Below are 17,808 nucleotides of genomic sequence, written 5' to 3'. Positions count from 1 at the left end.
CTATATATCAAAGACGGTTTCATTTTTTTGGAACCGTTTTTTGTTTAACCACAAACGGGCACAGATTTTCACAGATAATTATGGAAAATTATACTTTTTACATCCATAAAAAAGAGGCTATCATTGCTGACAGCCTCTTCATTATAATTGTGTTTTAATTTACTTTACTGAATAATCAGCTTTAAAGTAAACAGTTTTCTTCCGTATACTTTTACATAGTAAACGCCTGCCGGAAGATTTTCATTCACCAAAGAGAAACGTTGGTTATTGATATTTTTCGATACATACAGTAATTCTCCCGAAGCTGAAACCAGCTCGATTTTTTCAATCGGGTAATCACTTTTAATAAAAGTAGGCTGTCCCGGTTTGGTTGGGTTCGGATACAATACTACATTTTTTTCTGTACTTCTGGTTTCTTCAGTTCCCAAAGTAGGTGAAGTTACCTGGAACTGTACCCTGTTTGAAACTTCTGTGTAGGAATCATTGGTAAACATGACCATGTAGTAATTTCCAGGTGTTGCAGGTACTGCTGTTCCCTGAATAGTTTTTGTTCCCTGAGTTATTCCGTCAAAATAGGTATAAGAAACAAAATTATCATCCGGTGTCTGAACACTTTGAGGATAGATTCCCAACCAGTCTTTGATGATTCCCGGAGAATCCGTCCATGAAGCCGTAATATTTTCACCCAAGGTATAAACAGGTTTGTTGATCCAAAGATCTGTAACGATATCTCCTACTTTGAAGAATACCTTCTCCCCGATTCCGTTATATCCGTCTTCCAATAAATACTGAGCATAATAATACCCTTTTGGAAGTCCTGTGAAATTTAATGTTCCTGATGCAGTTGTTACATAGCTCCATTTGATAGAAGGTGTGGTTCCCGGGGTCTGGCCCATTTTATAAATTCCGATCCAGTCTTTCTGTAAGTTGGGTCCGTTTGTAAAATTAATAGTAACGGTTCCTCCTACAGGATACGTATCAGCAGTAGTCTGCAGCTGTACTTTCGGTCCTACATAGAAATTTTTTCTTGGGGCGATTTCCGTATACCCGTTGTTGGCAAAAAATCCTGCAAAATATTGACCTTTAGCAGCCAGACCATTATTGAAGGTTACTGTTCCAGCAATCTGACCATTCGTATAAATATACCCTTGAGAAGTTGTAGAAGCCGGAGTCTGTCCTTTTTTATAAATTCCTACCCAATCCTGCTGATTTCCGGGACCTCCTGTAAATGTAGCTGTGATAGCTTCATTCTGAGCGTATTCAGTTTTGTTTAAAGTAAATGTAGGATTTGACACTACACTTCCTGTAATTTCGAACTGCTTCACATTACTCCACTCACTCCATTCAAGGTTCCTGTCTCTGTAACGTGTTTTTACATAATAGATTCCGTTGGGGATAGAATTCGCTGCCAATGTTGCTTTGGTGATGTCTACTCCATCATTCAGGTTTTTGGTTTTATCAGGAGTTCCGTTTCCATCTTTTCCGAACCAGTTTTCAAAATCACGGTAAAATTCTTTTTCAATTACAGAAAAGTTTGAGGTTTTACTGATCTGGAACTGTGTTGTATTTAAAAGCTCTCCGTTGGAAGATGAAAATGCACTTCCATTCAATGTTAATGGTAAAGTAATTGGCCCTGAGAAAGTATTTGTAATGGATGGTTTTGCCGGCTTGGGCTGATTTTTATATCTGTGGAAAGAATCTACCAATACATTGTTTTTCTTATTGTAAATTCCACCGATCGAATAACATTCGACATCCACTTTTCCGGTTGGGACATCTACTTCCACAATCTGATAGGTCCAGTCTGTCAATGTTTTCTGAACATCATCAAAATCCTGTTCATTAGACATTCCCCAATACTGATCCCATGCTGTTCCTCCGGAAATAATCTGGTAATTCGGTGTGTTTTTAAGCTGACCTCTGTGGTATAAATGATGGTGGGCTCCCACGTGCATTAAATATTTATCAGAAGTTACCAGAAGCGGTACTGCATTTTCTCTTACCCATGTAGAAATATCTCCCACATACTGCTCAGCCTGATAAGGTCTGTGGCTTAAAGAAATAATCCAGTCTACCGTAGAATCATTATTGGCTGCTGTCAAAATCTGCTGAAGCCACGTTTGCTGTGCAGATCCGGTATGTTCGGAACTTAAACTTACAAATAATACATTTCCTGCCTGCTGGGCATAATAATTTTCATTTCCTGAGCTTATCCCTTTATAACTGATTTCATCAATATAAAAATGAGCATAGTAAGAATTCATTCCCATCGTTCCGTAGGTTTCATGGTTTCCTACCGTTGTCTGAATAGGCAGATAAGGTGATAATTTGATATTCTTTTTAAAGTGGACATTTTCATAGTGATCCAATGTACCTACGTCTACCTGGTCGCCCACCATAAAAGTAAGCGCAATATTATCTGACGGATCTAAAGCAGCTCCGAATTTTTCCTTGAGTTTTTTATACGCATTCAATGTAAGCGTATCATATCTCGGTTCTGCTTTGATCTGGTTGTCCCCCATAATAAGGAAACGGATCTTTCCATTGGCAGTTACCGCCTGTCCCGGTAAAGGAAGTGTTCTGAAATTATAAACAGCAGACTCGCTTGTTCCGGTTTTGATCTTATAATAATATTTGGTATTCGGCTGAAGGTTGGTAATCTTTGCCGTGTGATAATAATAGTTGTTGTTGTATCCGGTATCCGAGAAGATATTGGTAGTTCCTGTTACCGTCACATTTAAATTTGTTGGAGAATTTCCGTAGATTACTGTTGTTTCATTATTGGAAGCTGTTTTCCAATTGACGATCATAGAATTCGGAGTCGGGTTTTGTAAATAAGGGAACAAAACCTGTCCGAAAGCCATCTGGACCGCGAAACAAAAAAAGAAGAAATAATGTTTCATAATAGCTTTAGTTTTAAAATAACATATAGTTTTAAGTTGTGAATCAGGAATTTAAAAAACCGTTATCCGGATTTTTACTTCGGGCAAAAGTAGAATTCCCATATAAACTCTGTCTGATGGGATTTTAAAGAAACCGTTAATTTTTTAGCAAAACCGGAATGAAAAAATTATAGTTTTTAGTACATTAAATATTTGGCATATTCAAAAACTATTTTGTACATTTGCAACCTGTTATTCAACCTCTGACGAAGAACGTGTAAGTTGCTTAGCTTTAACATTTTATTTTATTAATAATGGATTTATTAAAGTACGTACAAGACAAGTACATTGCGAAAAAAGAATTCCCTGAATTCAAAGCAGGTGATACAATTACTGTGTATTACGAAATTAAAGAAGGACAAAAGACCAGAACTCAGTTCTTCAAAGGAACAGTTATCCAATTAAGAGGTACTGGTTCTACAAAAACTTTCACTATCAGAAAAATGAGTGGTGATGTAGGTGTAGAAAGAGTATTCCCTATTAACATGCCTGCACTTCAAAAAATTGAAGTTGATAGAAGAGGTAGAGTTAGAAGAGCTAGAATTTACTACTTCAGAGACCTTAGAGGTAAGAAAGCAAGAATCAAAGACGCTGCTTACAAGAAGAAATAATTCAGACAACAATACATACAAAAAGAGGCTGTTTACTTATAAACAGTCTCTTTTTTTTGTATAAATATTTTTACTTTTTATAGGGAGCTCCTTCTCCGGTTTCCAGAATTTTTTTCAGGCTGCCGAGAAATTGCAGCCAGCCATTGGAGCAGATCTCATAGCATTCAATAGCCGGGTTCAGGCCGATATGGGTAAGTTTTATCTGAGTGCTTTCTTTATTTTTTTCTATTTGCCAGACAATTGTTGTCCCGATCCATTCTGTCTGGTTCTTTAATTCAGGAAGGGCAATCAATGAGTCTTCAACCAGCCAGACAATTTTTGTATTGGCAGTTAATTCTTTCACACGCATTGTTTTATGGATGTTATCTCCAAATCTTATGGTAAAAAGATTTCCAGCCTCTGAAGATGAACCTTCAAACATTTCAGTCCACCAAAGGGGAATTTCATCTGTTAAAGCCCGATATACTTTATCTGCCGTGGTGTTGACCTCAAGTATATGTACGTAGTTCTCAACACTATTTGTATTAATCGTTTTCATAAAATTATTGTATTGGTAGTACAATTTTATGAAATCTACTATGAATCAGACTTTTCATAAGACAAGAAATATTGTATGACACCAACCTTGTCAAGGTTAACAATCGTACTTTTTATCAGCTGTACAAAAGGACTATTCATTCTTCATGAGATACTGCAAAGGTGTGGAGCCTGTCTGCTTTTTGAAAAATTCAATAAAAGCACTGTCTGATGAAAAGTCCAGGATATAGGACACCTCTCCTATTGAATTTCCTTCCACCAAAAGTTCAATTGATCGCTGCAACCGCCACTGCTGCCTCCAATCCTGATACGACAATCCCGTTTCTTTTTTAAAAATACGGCTGATCGTTTTCTCCACCGCTCCTGTTTTTTCTGCAAAATCTTTCAGCATTGGAGGCATAGATTTCCGCAGTGTCCATTCTTCAGCTATTTTCGTAAAACGCTTATCCTGCGGCATTGTAAGTTCCAGTTTTTCTTCCGGAGCTTTACTCAATTCATCCCAGAATACTTTTAAAAGATTAGTTTGATCCTGTCTCAACCCTGACCATTCCCAGGAACAAATTCTTTCAATAATTTCTTTTAACAAAGCGTTGACATGAAGAACTTTCAGATCGGGATTCATATATCTTTGGGAATATTTTTCATCAAAATAAATGGATCTGTAGGCCACAATATTTCTGAAATTCACACGATGAACTTCATGGGCAGGAATCCAAAGCATTCTGAACGGAGGGAGAACCAGCTGCCTGTCGGAAGTCGTTACAGTCATACAGCCTGATGGCGCATACAACAGCTGAGATTTCGTTGTATGAAAATGAAAACCGGAGTCATGCATCACCATATCAGAGGTTATTCCAACTACTTTTTCAGGGATTGAATCAGCATCAAAGATGTCGTTTTGTTCCAGTACAGCCATGTCCTATTTTTGATATTTTTTGTTTTTATATCATTATAAATATACATTGATTTTTTGGAAACTTTGCAGAAAAAAATGAAAAGGACAAATCCTATCTGGCTGCTGACCCTGCTTGTGATGCTTCCGCAGTTTGTGGAAACGATCTACAGTCCTGTTTTGCCAATAGTACAGGAACAGTTTGGAGTACATGAAGAAACAGTTACCTTAACAATCAGTTTATATTTTATCGCATTTGCACTGGGTGTGGCATTTTGGGGCGTGCAATGCGACAGGATCGGAAGGAAAAAATCATTAGAATATGGTCTCATTACCTATGGAGCTGGAACGTTGGCTGCTGTTTTCGCTCCTGATTTTATGGTTCTTCTGGGTGCAAGGATTATTTCTGCATTCGGAATTTCGGTGGGTTCCATCGTAACACAAACCATTTTAAGAGATACTTTTGACAAAGATAATCTCAGCAAAGTATTTTCCTGGATCGGAATCGGCTTGTCTATCAGTCCGGTAATCGGAATGGTTACAGGTTCAATACTGGCTTCCTCCGGCGGACATCAGAGCGTATTTATTACACTGTGTATCCTGAGTATACTTTTTTTGATACTTTCCAGACAGAAAATTTCTGAAACTCATCATGTAAAGAAATCCATCAACTTAAAAACATTGATCATCTTATTGAAACGGATGCTGCATGATCAGGGCATCATCAAGTGCTGCTTACTGATTATGAGCTTTAATGTCTTGTTATTTTCATACTATTCACTGGCTCCGTTTATTTTTAAAGAAAATCATTATTCCTCTTATGTTTTCGGGTACAGCAGTATGATACTGGCTGGCGGTACCTTCGCGGGAGCAAAGCTTAACAGATTTTTGTTATTGAAGAATGTACGGTCTGAATATTTAGTTAAAGCAAGTATATTCTCAGCATTGGCTGCCTCTGTTTTTGTCTGGATTCTAACAGGTACAGGAATTTATTTTGTAATTCCCTATTTCTTTATTGTGATGGCATTCAGCATTGCGATTCCCAATATTTTAAGCACTGCATTGATCCATTATAAAAATGAAACAGGAAGCGCCGGGGCTTTATTAGGATTAATATATTATGTTCTGATAGGTTTAGGATTGGTGAGTATTGGACTGATACAAAATCTGGGAATTGCGTGTGTCCTGTTTTCTGGAATTGGAGTTTGTACTTTATTGCTGTTTGGGAACAAAAAGAATTGATTTTGAAACATTAAGTTAATAAGAATAGTTAAGTTTCATCAAAGATGAAAAATTAAGCAAAATGTTTATAAAGCTTATGATTTTTACTCACTTGCAAAAACTTAATGTTTCAAATATTTTATATTTTAAAATTAATCTATTGTATAAAATCATACAGTGCTTCAAAAAATTTAGTGTAGACCTCGATATGCGGAAGATGCCCTACATTTTCAATCTCGACAAGCTTTGAACCCGCAATTTCACGTTGGGTTTTCTTTCCCAATTCCTGATATTGCCCCATTTTAGGTTGAAGTTCTTTAGGAGCTCTGTCCTTTCCTATTGCGGTTCTGTCTCTTGTTCCAATAATAAGCAAGGTAGGAACTTTTATATTTTTAAATTCATAACATACCGGCTGATTGTAAATCATATCCGAAGTAAGCGCTGCGTCCCATGCAACCTGAGGATAATCTTTATGAAGTGTCCATCCCGCAATTAAGTCCAGCCAGGGCTGATATTCTTCTTTCCATTTGTTGTCATAATAGAATTTCAGCTGATAATTTTTATAGGTTTCGGCTGTATTTTTAAGTTCAGACTGATAAGCCTGGTCAATAGTCTGGTAGGCTGCAAAAGTTTTATAATCTTCCAGTCCGATCGGGTTTTCGAGAATCAGTTTCTGTACTTTTTCAGGATATAATAACGTAAATCTGGTGGCCACCATTCCTCCCATTGAATGTCCAAGTACGATGGTTTTGTCAATTTTCAGTTCATCCAGAACCGCTTTTGTATTTTCTGCAAGCTGTGAAAAAGAAAATTGGTAAGCATGAGGCTTTGAAGACTTTCCAAATCCTATCTGATCAGGAATCACTACCCGGAAACCTTTAGCAGAAAGGTCTTTTGCTGTTCTCTCCCAGTACGCTCCATTAAAGTTTTTACCGTGGAGAAGCATGACCGTTTTTCCGTTGGGTTTTTGCGGCTTTACATCCATATAAGCCATTTTCAAATCTTCACCCTGAGACTTGAAATTAAGAAAATGAACTTCGTAAGGATATTGATAATCAGACAGCATTGCATCCAGAGGTTTTACCTGTGAAAATATAAAACCGGAGACCGTTAAAGCAAAAGCGGACATTATATTTCTGAAATGTTTCATAAAACGTTTATTTAAAGATTAAAATTAAAAAAACCGCTCCAAAAGGAACGGTTTTAACTGTTATTTTTAGTTAATATTTTTCAGACCATTATGCCATTGAAACTTCTTTTTCCTGTTTTGAAGGTAAATTCATTAAAACAATTGCAAAAAGAATCAAGGCAATACCTACCCACTGAATGAAAAATACTTTCTCTCCCAGCAAAACGAAAGCCATGGTTACGGAAACCGGAAGTTCCAGTGATGAAACGATACTTCCAAGGCCCAATCCTGCATTGGGAAACCCAACATTGAATAAGATAGGCGGAATAATAGTTCCAAAAAGCGCCAGTACAAATCCATACGTGAGAAATATTGAATAATTAAATGAATGGATATGTTCTGTATTATCAGTAAAATTCAGGTATAATGATTTTAAGCCATCAAAATACATAGGCCCTATCTGGGCAAAGAATAAGAATGCAAAAACGACAACTGAACCACCCGCCAGCATAATAATACTCTTTCGGAAAACCGGAAGATGAGTAGCCAGCGTATTAGAGGTGAACATTGTTAAAGTATATGAAGCGGCTGCCATTAGCCCCCAGAATACTCCGTGCCAGTCCAGCTCTATTTCCATATTAATAAGATTGGTTGCCAGAACCGTTCCCAACAAAACGATAACCACAGAAACCACTTTTCTTGTGTTGGGAAGTTTTTTAGTTAGAATACTTTCTACCACCACACTGAACCACACCGACTGCATCAATAATACAATAGCAATGGAAACATTGATATATTGCACGGCAATATAGTAGAATAAACTTGTTCCGCCCAAAGAAGTTCCTGCAAGCAAGAGCATTCTTACTTCTTTAGAACTGGGCACCGATAATTTCTGTTTTGAGGTTAGGGTCTGAATAAAGTTCAGGATCAAAAGTCCCGTCAAACCTAATACGAATTGGGAAGTAGTTACTTCTGAGGTTGTAAAGCCATCATGATAAGCCATTTTTACAAAAGTGGCCAACATACCGTATATACTAGCTCCAATCCCTACAAATAAAACACCTTTTAGTATATTTTTCTTCTTCATAATTTTTTTAACAGCCTGCAAAGGTACAACATATAAATTAAATCATTCAGCAGTGTCATGGTGATAGATAAATAAAATCGCCACAAGCAAAGCTTGTGGCGATTTTTGAGATTGATTATAAAAGTAAATTATTTCTTAACCATTACTTTAGATGCAGCTTCAAAACCTAGTCCTTTGATTTTAACCATATAAGTTCCGTTGACAAGGTTGCTTGTAGAAATTGCTTTCTTGGCATCCGGTGAGATTTTATCTTCTGAAGAAACCAGTTTACCAGACATATCATACAATTCTACGCTTACTTTTCCAAGAGTATTGCTTGGGAATTTAATATAGAATTCATCTTTGGCCGGGTTTGGATAGATAGAAATGTTGTTGTTCTTATCTGCCTTTACATCATTGGTAGCCAATAAACATGCTTCCGGAACGTTAAAGTCCTGAACCTGATCATTAATATTATTTTTAGCTCCTGCTGATGCATTCACTCCTAAACCTCTTCTTGCAAAAACTCCCCAGATCATACATTTATCCTGTCCCTGAGTTGTTGCCATCTCAGCTGCCAATATTGCATTTCTTCCATCAATAAAGCTAGGATTACAGCCCTGAAGTTTAAGAGCGTCTGTTACTAACTGTAATACTTTTGTGCTTCCGTTAGGGGTTGTTGACAGTACATCTGAAGCATAACCGTATTTTTCAACATATTTCCAGTGAAGATCCCATAACATGGTTGCCCAGACAAAACCAATAGAGTGTACATCCGGAACAATTGCTGATCCGTTATTGTATTCCATTCCGTTGGTATTTCCGTATGTAAATCCGTTAACCGTCATGTTGGTAGAATATTTTGCAGGTCTGATACCACCACCTGTTATAGGCTGACCTATTGCATAAGTACCAGTACCTCTCGCTACTGTAGCATCGTCTCCTGCTTTGTTTGTCAGCATTAAAGCAAAGAAATCAGACCATCCTTCTCCCATCTGTTCCTTACTCACGCCTGAATTCAGACAGTTGTATCCGGTACCGGTCATTCTGTTGGATATTCCGTGACCGTATTCATGGGTTACGATTCCGTTATCAAAACTTCCGTCAGGAGTCTGGTTTCCTTTTAGAGTAACATTTACTGTTGTACTTGCTGCAAGGTGAGTTTTGATATATTCCCCTTCTGCATTGGTAATCAATACTGAAGGGATTGTAATTGTAGGGTCATTACCCGCCATATTTCCCAGAGTAGAGCCATTGGTCACGTTATTATATATAATGGCCGCTTTAGCTCCGGCATCCTGAAGATTTTTCACTTTTACAGCAAAAGCACATGTTCCTCTCTCAACAAGTCCTATTTTATTAGTCAATGAGCTTGCAGGTAAAGCCGTACATCCGTCTAAAACTGATGAAAGTGCAACATCTCCTGTCAGGCCGTTCATTGGTAGTGGATTACCGAACTGTGCAGTTCCTGCTCCCGGTGTTCGGGAAACAGCAACACTTGGTGCATTATAGAAAAATACTCTTCCAACCGGAGACCAGAGATACATTTGCATTCTTCCATTATAACCATCCTGCCCTGAAGAGAAATTCGCATTATTTAATCCGCTTCCATCCTGCGCCTCTGCATATACAGAATCATCATCTCCTCCAACAGGTCCGTTACCAAAATTGTTCTGCTGGAAATTTCTGGCAGATTCTGTAAATCCAAATTTATAGAAAACGTCGTGAATTCTGTTATTCAGATAAAATAAATTTGTAATAGCAGCATTTCTGTTATTTAACGGAGTTTCATTGATGTTAAAAGGGAAATCAAAATTTCTTGTTGCTCCTCCGTCTGCCGGAGTTCCTGTAAGATAATCAGGTGCAGTTAAAGCAGTTCCAGCCGAATCTTCATAGGCAAAAACGTTATTTCCTCTTGTAATCGTGTAATGATTGGTTCCGTCAGAATGCCATCCTTCAGGAGAAGCACTCAGGATCCAGGGGTTGGTAATAATAGATCTTGAACCAAAAGTTGGTGCTTCAATAGGTAATGGAAATACATTATATGATGCATTATCCGGTAGAAGTAACGGAATATTATTCTGTGCTAGGTTATTCTGAGGTCCCACCAGGGTATTTTCAAAGTGATCGGCATGGCTATATTCCGCATCTGATGAATAAGCATCGTGATGAAAATTACAGGATAACGTAAGATTACTTTTTAACAGGATATTTCCATTATTGGCATCTACTACAATATTCCAGTAATTGGGAGACTTTGGCTCCATTAAGGTATATTCATATGCCAAACGGAGGTTTCCGCTTTCATCATTTGCGTATACCAATCTTTGATTGGCTGAAGTCGCTTTCTTCTGAGTTTTTTCAAGATACTCAAGAATAGTGAAGTTTGCTATCTCAGGATTTTTCAGATCTTCAGCAATCTTCTGAAGCGCTGTACTTTTACTGATTGCAGCTGTACCAGATGTAGATGCAGTATAATCTTTTACAAAATTATCGGTGTAGTAAACAATTTTATTGTCCTGAATCAATGCTGTTCCTACAGAGCTGTATATTGGCAAACCATTATACGTCTGTAAAAATTTAACAACATTACCATTCAATGATTTTGACAGATCTACATTATCAATAATGATATTATTAAGATCAGACTTTTTATATTCCCTGATTTTATTTTGAGAAATATAATCTTTAATGAGTTTTTCATTATCCTGTCCGAATAATATTGCCGGAAATGCAGAAAATACTGCAAATAAAATAGGTAAAGCTTTGTTTTTCATATCCATTATTAAAGGCGCTAATCTACAAATAATTCACATAACTTTAATACTTTTTATATTAAAAATTAAACATAAATCAAGACAAATAAAGAAAAAACACTTTGAAATCAATTTACATATTTCTCAATCATTAGAACCCTGCATTATATTTATGCGTACCACATTATGTTTACCACATGTTTAATTCTTTTTCATACAAACATTTTCTTTTTATAAGTCATTTTAATGAATATAAATTTCTGTCCCACAGAAATCTGCTTTTACTGTTTTTTTACCCGATAGTTTTGTTTTTTACTGTCTTATTACACTTTTTTATATTCCTTCCCGTATAGCCATAAAAAAAGCCGCTCATTTGAGCGGCTCTTATGTATTATAATGGTTCAAAGATTATTTACCTTCTTCCATTTTTCTTTTCAACTCTGCTAATGCGTCGATGTCTCCAAGAGTAGATCTTTCTTCGTTGTTAGAAGAAGAAGTTACGTTTCTAGAAGAAGCTTCTTTTACGTTTTTCTTCTCTTCGTCTCTGAAGATACCTGTGTGAGATACTACTACTCTCTTGAATTCTTTGTTGAATTCGATTACTTTGAACTGAGCCTCTTCACCTTTTTTGATTTTAGATCCATCTTCTTTCTCTAATAATCTTGAAGGGCAGAAAGCTTCAACCTCAGCATCCTCGAATTGAACAGAAGCTCCTTTATCGTGAACTTCTACAGCTTTACCAGCGTGGATAGTTCCTTCAGCATATTTAGTTTCGAATTTATCCCATGGGTTTTCAGTCAATTGCTTGTGACCTAGAGATAATCTTCTAGCCTGAATATCTAATTCAAGAACTACAACATCTAATTTATCACCTACTGCGCAGAACTCAGATGGGTGCTTGATTTTCTTAGTCCAAGAAAGATCAGAGATATAGATTAATCCGTCGATACCTTCTTCTAACTCTACGAATACACCAAAGTTAGTGAAGTTTCTTACAGTTCCTACATGCTGAGATCCTACCGGATACTTAGCTTCGATGTTTTCCCATGGATCTTTAGACAATTGCTTGATACCAAGAGAAATTTTTCTTTCTTCTCTGTCTAAAGTTAATACTTCAGCTTCTACTTCATCACCTACTTTTACAAAATCTCCAGCAGATCTTAAGTGAGTAGACCAAGACATTTCAGAAACGTGGATTAATCCTTCAACACCTGGAGCGATTTCTACGAATGCACCATAGTCAGCAAGAACTACTACTTTTCCTTTTACTTTGTCACCTACTTTCAAGTCAGCAGAAAGAGCATCCCAAGGATGAGCTTCTAATTGCTTCATACCTAATTGGATTCTTGTTTTCTCATCATCGAAATCAAGGATTACAACTTTTACAGTTTGTCCGTCCTCAAGGATTTCAGATGGGTGGTTCACTCTAGACCAAGAAAGGTCTGTAATGTGGATCAATCCATCTACACCACCTAAGTCAATGAATACACCGTAAGAAGTGATGTTCTTAACAGTACCTTCAAGAACCTGTCCTTTTTCAAGCTGAGCGATGATTTCTTTTTTCTGACCTTCGATATCTGCTTCGATCAATGCTTTGTGAGATACCACTACGTTTTTGAACTCAGGGTTGATTTTCACAACTTTGAACTCCATAGTTTTTCCTACGAACTGATCGTAATCTTTAATTGGCTTAACGTCAATTTGAGAACCAGGTAAGAATGCTTCGATTCCGTGAACGTCAACGATCATACCACCTTTAGTTCTTGATTTAACAAAACCGTTAACGATTTCTCCAGTTTCGTGAAGTTCGTTTACTTTATCCCAAGCTTTAAGCGTTCTCGCTTTTCTGTGAGATAACTGTAATTGTCCAGTTTTGTCTTCTCTCTTGTCAACCATTACTTCTACCTCGTCACCTACTTTCAGGCCTTGGTTGTAACGGAATTCGTTTAGAGAGATAACACCTTCAGATTTGAAGTTGATGTCTACGATAGCTTCTTTATCAGTTAATCTTACAACTTTACCAATTAGAACGTCGTTATCGTCTAAGTTGTTTAATGATCCGTTGTAGATTTCTTCTAAATCGCTTTTTTCTTTTCTCGCATCTGCATCAAGACCTGATTCGAATGAATCCCAATCAAATTGTTCTGGTGCTACATTTTGGTTTAATAAAACCTCTGCTGAATTTGTCTCTTTTGACATTTTCTAATAAATTTGTATTCCTTCTTTTTTAACGGTTTGAATAAATGCAGATTAAAAAATACGGAAGTAATTAATTTTAAGTAATTTACTCTTCAAACCTTTTCGCCACAAAAGTGGGTGCAAAGATATGAATTTTATTTAAAATAAGCAATAGATTTTGCCAGGCTAATATTTAACTTATATATTTAAAAATCAACACCTTGATTAAAAGGATGCTTCGACTGAGCTCAGTATGACATTCTAATACTAACCGTCTTACATTCAGAATTAAGCAATATCCGATGTCATAATGACCATACACTGAAAATTTACAAGAGGCATCAATAAGCAGAAGACAAAAATGAGATTCTTCATTTCGCTGCGCTTCATTCAGAATGACAGTAAGACAGAATTAAAGAAGGACCACACTTTCCAATCCTTCTCAAACTCTCCTACTCTCAAATCCTCAAACTCCAAAATTCACTACCTTTGCAGCATGGAATTACAGCCGATCTATCAAAAACTGCAGATTCAGGATATGAATCAGATGCAGAAATCTACTTATAAAGCGTCTGAAAGCAATACAGACATTGTCTTACTCTCTCCTACAGGATCCGGGAAAACGCTGGCCTTTTTATTTCCTGTTCTCAGAAATCTGAAAAAAAATGTTCAGGGTGTTCAGGCTTTGATACTGGTTCCGGCAAGGGAACTTGCTTTACAGATTGAGCAGGTTTTTAAATCCATGGGAACAGATTTTAAAGTTTCTGTATGCTATGGAGGACATGACAAAAAAATTGAGGTTAATAATTTAATTGAAGCTCCGGCTGTATTGATCGGAACTCCGGGAAGAGTTGTTTACCACTTGAGAAATAATAATTTTGATCCGAAAACAATTAAGACTCTGGTTCTTGATGAATTCGACAAAGCTCTGGAACTGGGTTTTCATGATGATATGGAATTCATTTCCAATTCTTTAAAAGAACTTTCTCAGAGAATTTTAACATCTGCCACAGCTATGGATGAAATTCCCACGTTTACAGGCTTAAAAGATGAAAAAGTAATCAATTTCCTTAAAGAAAATGATGTAAAACCGGATCTCCAGCTGAGAAAAGTGATGACTATTCCGGAGGAAAAACTGGATACACTTTTCAATCTGGTTTGTAAAATCGGAAACAAAAGAACCCTGATCTTCTGCAACCACCGTGATGCTGTAGACCGTATCTCTGAACTTCTTCATCAGATGGGAATAGACAGAGAAACCTTCCATGGCGGTATGGAACAGGATGAAAGAGAACGTGCGCTGCTGAAATTCCGTAATGATTCTGCAAGAATTCTTATTACTACGGATCTTGCTGCCCGCGGACTTGATATTCCTGAGGTAGAATCGATTGTTCATTATCAGCTTCCTCCAAAAGAAGATGCTTTCATCCACAGAAACGGACGTACCGCAAGAATGAACGCCAAAGGTTTTGTCTACCTGATCATGACTGAAGAGGAAAACTTCCCGTTCATTAAAAACAATACTCCTGAAGAAAACGTTGCCGGATTCACTAAAGTTCCGCAAAAAACACCTTTCCAGACGGTTTACATCAGTGCAGGAAAAAAGGATAAAGTAAACAAAGTGGATATTGTAGGATATCTGCTAAAGAAAGGAGAGCTTCAAAAAGAAGATGTGGGAATTATCGAAGTAAAAGATACGACATCATATGTTGCCGTCTCCAGAAATAAAGTAAATGCCCTTTTAAGAAAGCTTCAGAACGAAAAACTGAAAGGTAAGAAAGTAAAAATGGAGATTGCTTATTAGACCTCTCACTCTACACTTTATTGTCATTGCGAGGAGCACAGCAACGAAGCAATCTGCCCTCCCCGCAATGACATAATATTATTTAATTCCTTTCACTCTCAGAGGGAAAGTATACACTGACCTGGAGGCAGTAATGAAAAGAATATCATTGTTTTTACCGCCAAAAGTGACATTGGAAGTCCAGTCTTCAGGAATCGGGATGTGATAGATCTTCTTCCCGGAGCTGTTGAAAACATGCACTCCTTTTCCTGTCAGGTACAGGTTTCCGTGTTTATCCATCGTCATGCCATCTGACCCCATTTCACAGAACAGTTTTTTCTCAGATAATTTTCCTTCTCCCAATATATCATAAACGTAGGTTTTTCCGGCATCAATATCAGATAAGTACAATTTCTTTAGTTTTTCACTCCCAACAATACCATTGGGTTGGGTGAAAGTTTCTAATTGGGTAACTTTTCCCGATTTATCTCTGTAATAAAGACTTTTATGTTGAATTTCCTGTTTAAAACCAACCCAGTAATCTCTTTCATACAAAGGATCTGTAAAGTACATTCCTCCAAATTCATCATTCCAGACATCATTGGGGCCGTTCAGCCTTTTTCCTTCGAAACCTTTTAGCAGAACTTCTACTTTTTTGTCTTTGGATATCTTCCATATCTCACCCTGATCGTCCGAACAGGTAATCAAATACCCATCTTTGTCAAAGTGTGTTCCGTTTGCCCTTCCTGTTTTATTCAAAAACTCTATCACCTGATTGGTTTTCCAGTCCCAATAATAAATCTTATCATTAGGCTGATCGGTGAAATAAACATTCCCTTCTTTATCTGCTGATGGTCCTTCTGTGAAACTGAACTTGTCCGAAACCTTTTCCGGCTGCACTCCCTCATAAAACATTTTACTATAATTTACTGATTGACAGTTTACCAATGCGAAAACCAAACCAATCATACCTATTTTAAGTATATTCTTCATGCTTCATTTTTAAAGTTGCAATTTACGATATGACCTAGAGGTTTCAAAATATTTTCCCGTTTTGATACAATAAAAACAACAGATACAAAATGTCCTAATTATCCTATTTTGGAAGTAGATCATATTAGTAATGAAAAGATATAATCCGGAGCTTTGCAGTAACAGAATCAATCACTTTTTCATGGAACAGTCAATTTGAAAATAAGATTGGTCAGGATGAAAATTGTACTAAAATACTTTTATAGCATATAACAATGAGCGCAGAGTCCAACAATATCAAGTCTTTGGAAATTGAAAATGAAGATTTCAGAAATTCAGTGGGAACCATGGATGAAACCGGTAAAAGGAAGTGGATTTTTCCCAGAAAGCCCAAAGGAAAGTATACCAACTACAGGAATTACACCAGCTATTTTCTTCTTACTTTATTTTTCGGACTGCCGTTTGTAAAGATCAATAATAATCCTTTTCTGCTGATCAATGTCATCGACAGGAAATTCTTTATTCTCGGACAGCCGTTTTACCTGCAGGACTTTTTTATTCTTGCTTTAGGGGCGGTAACCTCCGTCATTTTTGTGATGTTATTTACTGTCGTTTTCGGAAGAATATTCTGTGGGTGGCTATGCCCGCAGACGCTTTTTATGGAAATGGTCTTCCGTAAAATCGAATACTGGATCGAAGGAGACCGGAATAAACAGATGAAGCTGGACAGACAGGAATGGGATGCAGAGAAAATAAGAAAAAGGTTGACGAAATGGTCTGTTTTCCTTTTAATTTCATTGATTATTTCTCATTTTATGTTCATGTATATTGTGGGCTACGAAGAAGTTTTCCGTATTATGAGTGAAGGACCTGAAGCCAACTCACTGAAGTTTATCGTTATGATCTTTTTTACCATGACGTTCTATTTTGTTTTCGCATGGCTTCGTGAGCAGGTTTGTACGCTGGTTTGCCCTTACGGAAGGCTGCAGGGTGTATTGATCGACAAGCAAACGATCAATGTATATTATGATTTTAAAAGAGGGGAAGGCCGTGCAAAATGGAGAAATAATGAAGATAGAAAAGCAGCAGGAAAAGGAGATTGTATAGACTGTAACCAATGTGTTGTGGTATGTCCTACAGGAATCGATATCAGAAACGGACAGCAGCTGGAATGTGTAAACTGTACAGCCTGTATTGATGCCTGCGATGAAGTTATGGAGAAAGTTGGCTTACCTAAAGGATTGGTCCGCTATGCTACGGAAGCAGAAATTGAAAATCAGGACAAATTCCGGTTTACTCCAAGAATGAAAGCCACAACTGTTATCCTTGCCTTGTTGATTGGGTTCCTTGGGTTTTTAATGTATGACCGTGGTTCTATGGAAGCCAAATTCATCAAACCTGCAGGTTCTACATTTTTTATTAAGAACGGTAAAATCACCAATACTTTTATCTATACCCTTCTGAATAAATCAAACGAGAAAAAGATGCTTACCATCAAAGTGATCACTCCAACGAATGCGGAAATTACCTATTTCGGTTCTGAAAAAATTATTTTGAAAGGAGATCAGATCCTGAAAGGAAACATCAACATTTCCTTTCCTGAAGACGAAATTAAATTCTCAAAACAAAATATGGTCATCGGAGTATTTGATGAAAAAGGACAGCTGGTAGATTCGTTTGAAACTACTTTTGAAGGACCGTTTAAGTTGGCTCTTTAGGTG

At 37.0% G+C, this 17,808-nt stretch carries 12 protein-coding genes; 4 read left to right on the top strand and 8 right to left on the bottom strand.

Features of this window, described 5'->3' with window-relative positions; all coding sequences use genetic code 11:
* Nucleotides 1-164: 164 nt before the first annotated feature.
* On the bottom strand, nucleotides 165-2,903 hold the full coding sequence (locus AC59HC_RS16280) for a fibronectin type III domain-containing protein (protein ID WP_496558999.1): 2,739 nt from the start codon (nucleotides 2,901-2,903) through the stop codon (nucleotides 165-167).
* Nucleotides 2,904-3,196: 293 nt separating this feature from the next.
* Between AC59HC_RS16280 and rplS the strand changes: the two genes are divergently transcribed.
* Nucleotides 3,197-3,553 carry a 50S ribosomal protein L19 gene (gene rplS / locus AC59HC_RS16275; protein ID WP_002980648.1) on the top strand — a complete coding sequence of 119 codons (357 nt, stop codon included), beginning with the start codon at nucleotides 3,197-3,199 and terminating at the stop codon, nucleotides 3,551-3,553.
* A gap of 70 nt (nucleotides 3,554-3,623) precedes the next feature.
* Here the strand turns inward: rplS and AC59HC_RS16270 are convergent, their stop codons facing one another.
* Both AC59HC_RS16270 and AC59HC_RS16265 read right to left on the bottom strand, forming a co-directional pair.
* Nucleotides 3,624-4,091 carry an SRPBCC family protein gene (locus AC59HC_RS16270; RefSeq protein ID WP_343643950.1) on the bottom strand — a complete coding sequence of 156 codons (468 nt, stop codon included), beginning with the start codon at nucleotides 4,089-4,091 and terminating at the stop codon, nucleotides 3,624-3,626.
* Between the two features lie 132 nt (nucleotides 4,092-4,223).
* On the bottom strand, nucleotides 4,224-5,006 hold the full coding sequence (locus AC59HC_RS16265) for an AraC family transcriptional regulator (protein ID WP_343643949.1): 783 nt from the start codon (nucleotides 5,004-5,006) through the stop codon (nucleotides 4,224-4,226).
* A gap of 75 nt (nucleotides 5,007-5,081) precedes the next feature.
* Between AC59HC_RS16265 and AC59HC_RS16260 the strand changes: the two genes are divergently transcribed.
* A complete protein-coding gene (locus tag AC59HC_RS16260) occupies nucleotides 5,082-6,224 on the top strand; it encodes a multidrug effflux MFS transporter (protein WP_343643948.1) in 1,143 nt (380 codons plus the stop codon).
* A gap of 136 nt (nucleotides 6,225-6,360) precedes the next feature.
* Here the strand turns inward: AC59HC_RS16260 and AC59HC_RS16255 are convergent, their stop codons facing one another.
* The 4 genes from AC59HC_RS16255 to rpsA all read right to left on the bottom strand — a co-directional run bounded on the left by AC59HC_RS16255 (nucleotide 6,361) and on the right by rpsA (nucleotide 13,353).
* Nucleotides 6,361-7,353, bottom strand: a complete 993-nt coding sequence (locus AC59HC_RS16255; protein WP_496558998.1) for an alpha/beta fold hydrolase — start codon at nucleotides 7,351-7,353, stop codon at nucleotides 6,361-6,363.
* Nucleotides 7,354-7,441: 88 nt separating this feature from the next.
* A complete protein-coding gene (locus AC59HC_RS16250; protein WP_202838502.1) occupies nucleotides 7,442-8,419 on the bottom strand; it encodes an EamA family transporter in 978 nt (325 codons plus the stop codon).
* A gap of 128 nt (nucleotides 8,420-8,547) precedes the next feature.
* Nucleotides 8,548-11,175, bottom strand: coding sequence for a T9SS-dependent M36 family metallopeptidase (locus AC59HC_RS16245; protein ID WP_238349567.1), 2,628 nt, complete (start codon nucleotides 11,173-11,175; stop codon nucleotides 8,548-8,550).
* A gap of 387 nt (nucleotides 11,176-11,562) precedes the next feature.
* Nucleotides 11,563-13,353 carry a 30S ribosomal protein S1 gene (gene rpsA / locus AC59HC_RS16240; RefSeq protein ID WP_137905342.1) on the bottom strand — a complete coding sequence of 597 codons (1,791 nt, stop codon included), beginning with the start codon at nucleotides 13,351-13,353 and terminating at the stop codon, nucleotides 11,563-11,565.
* Nucleotides 13,354-13,828: 475 nt separating this feature from the next.
* Here rpsA and AC59HC_RS16235 point away from each other — a divergent pair, with 475 nt between their 5' ends.
* Entirely contained in the window at nucleotides 13,829-15,136 is a 1,308-nt protein-coding gene (locus tag AC59HC_RS16235) for a DEAD/DEAH box helicase (RefSeq protein ID WP_496559014.1), read from the top strand.
* Between the two features lie 78 nt (nucleotides 15,137-15,214).
* Here the strand turns inward: AC59HC_RS16235 and AC59HC_RS16230 are convergent, their stop codons facing one another.
* On the bottom strand, nucleotides 15,215-16,108 hold the full coding sequence (locus AC59HC_RS16230) for an SMP-30/gluconolactonase/LRE family protein (protein ID WP_137905343.1): 894 nt from the start codon (nucleotides 16,106-16,108) through the stop codon (nucleotides 15,215-15,217).
* Between the two features lie 254 nt (nucleotides 16,109-16,362).
* Here AC59HC_RS16230 and ccoG point away from each other — a divergent pair, with 254 nt between their 5' ends.
* Nucleotides 16,363-17,805 carry a cytochrome c oxidase accessory protein CcoG gene (gene ccoG, locus AC59HC_RS16225; RefSeq protein ID WP_202838505.1) on the top strand — a complete coding sequence of 481 codons (1,443 nt, stop codon included), beginning with the start codon at nucleotides 16,363-16,365 and terminating at the stop codon, nucleotides 17,803-17,805.
* The last annotated feature ends 3 nt before the right edge of the window (nucleotides 17,806-17,808 follow it).

Source organism: Chryseobacterium sp. DZ-32 (assembly GCF_059587025.1).
The sequence above is the reverse complement of the archived record's forward strand: the minus strand, read 5'-3'. Positions and strand labels throughout refer to the sequence as shown.

Coding starts and splice junctions, on each gene's coding strand:
- AC59HC_RS16280 (WP_496558999.1), bottom strand. CDS start 2,903: ATGAAACATTATTTCTTCTTTTTTTGTTTCGCGGTCCAGATGGCTTTC.
- rplS (WP_002980648.1), top strand. CDS start 3,197: ATGGATTTATTAAAGTACGTACAAGACAAGTACATTGCGAAAAAAGAA.
- AC59HC_RS16270 (WP_343643950.1), bottom strand. CDS start 4,091: ATGAAAACGATTAATACAAATAGTGTTGAGAACTACGTACATATACTT.
- AC59HC_RS16265 (WP_343643949.1), bottom strand. CDS start 5,006: ATGGCTGTACTGGAACAAAACGACATCTTTGATGCTGATTCAATCCCT.
- AC59HC_RS16260 (WP_343643948.1), top strand. CDS start 5,082: ATGAAAAGGACAAATCCTATCTGGCTGCTGACCCTGCTTGTGATGCTT.
- AC59HC_RS16255 (WP_496558998.1), bottom strand. CDS start 7,353: ATGAAACATTTCAGAAATATAATGTCCGCTTTTGCTTTAACGGTCTCC.
- AC59HC_RS16250 (WP_202838502.1), bottom strand. CDS start 8,419: ATGAAGAAGAAAAATATACTAAAAGGTGTTTTATTTGTAGGGATTGGA.
- AC59HC_RS16245 (WP_238349567.1), bottom strand. CDS start 11,175: ATGAAAAACAAAGCTTTACCTATTTTATTTGCAGTATTTTCTGCATTT.
- rpsA (WP_137905342.1), bottom strand. CDS start 13,353: ATGTCAAAAGAGACAAATTCAGCAGAGGTTTTATTAAACCAAAATGTA.
- AC59HC_RS16235 (WP_496559014.1), top strand. CDS start 13,829: ATGGAATTACAGCCGATCTATCAAAAACTGCAGATTCAGGATATGAAT.
- AC59HC_RS16230 (WP_137905343.1), bottom strand. CDS start 16,108: ATGAAGAATATACTTAAAATAGGTATGATTGGTTTGGTTTTCGCATTG.
- ccoG (WP_202838505.1), top strand. CDS start 16,363: ATGAGCGCAGAGTCCAACAATATCAAGTCTTTGGAAATTGAAAATGAA.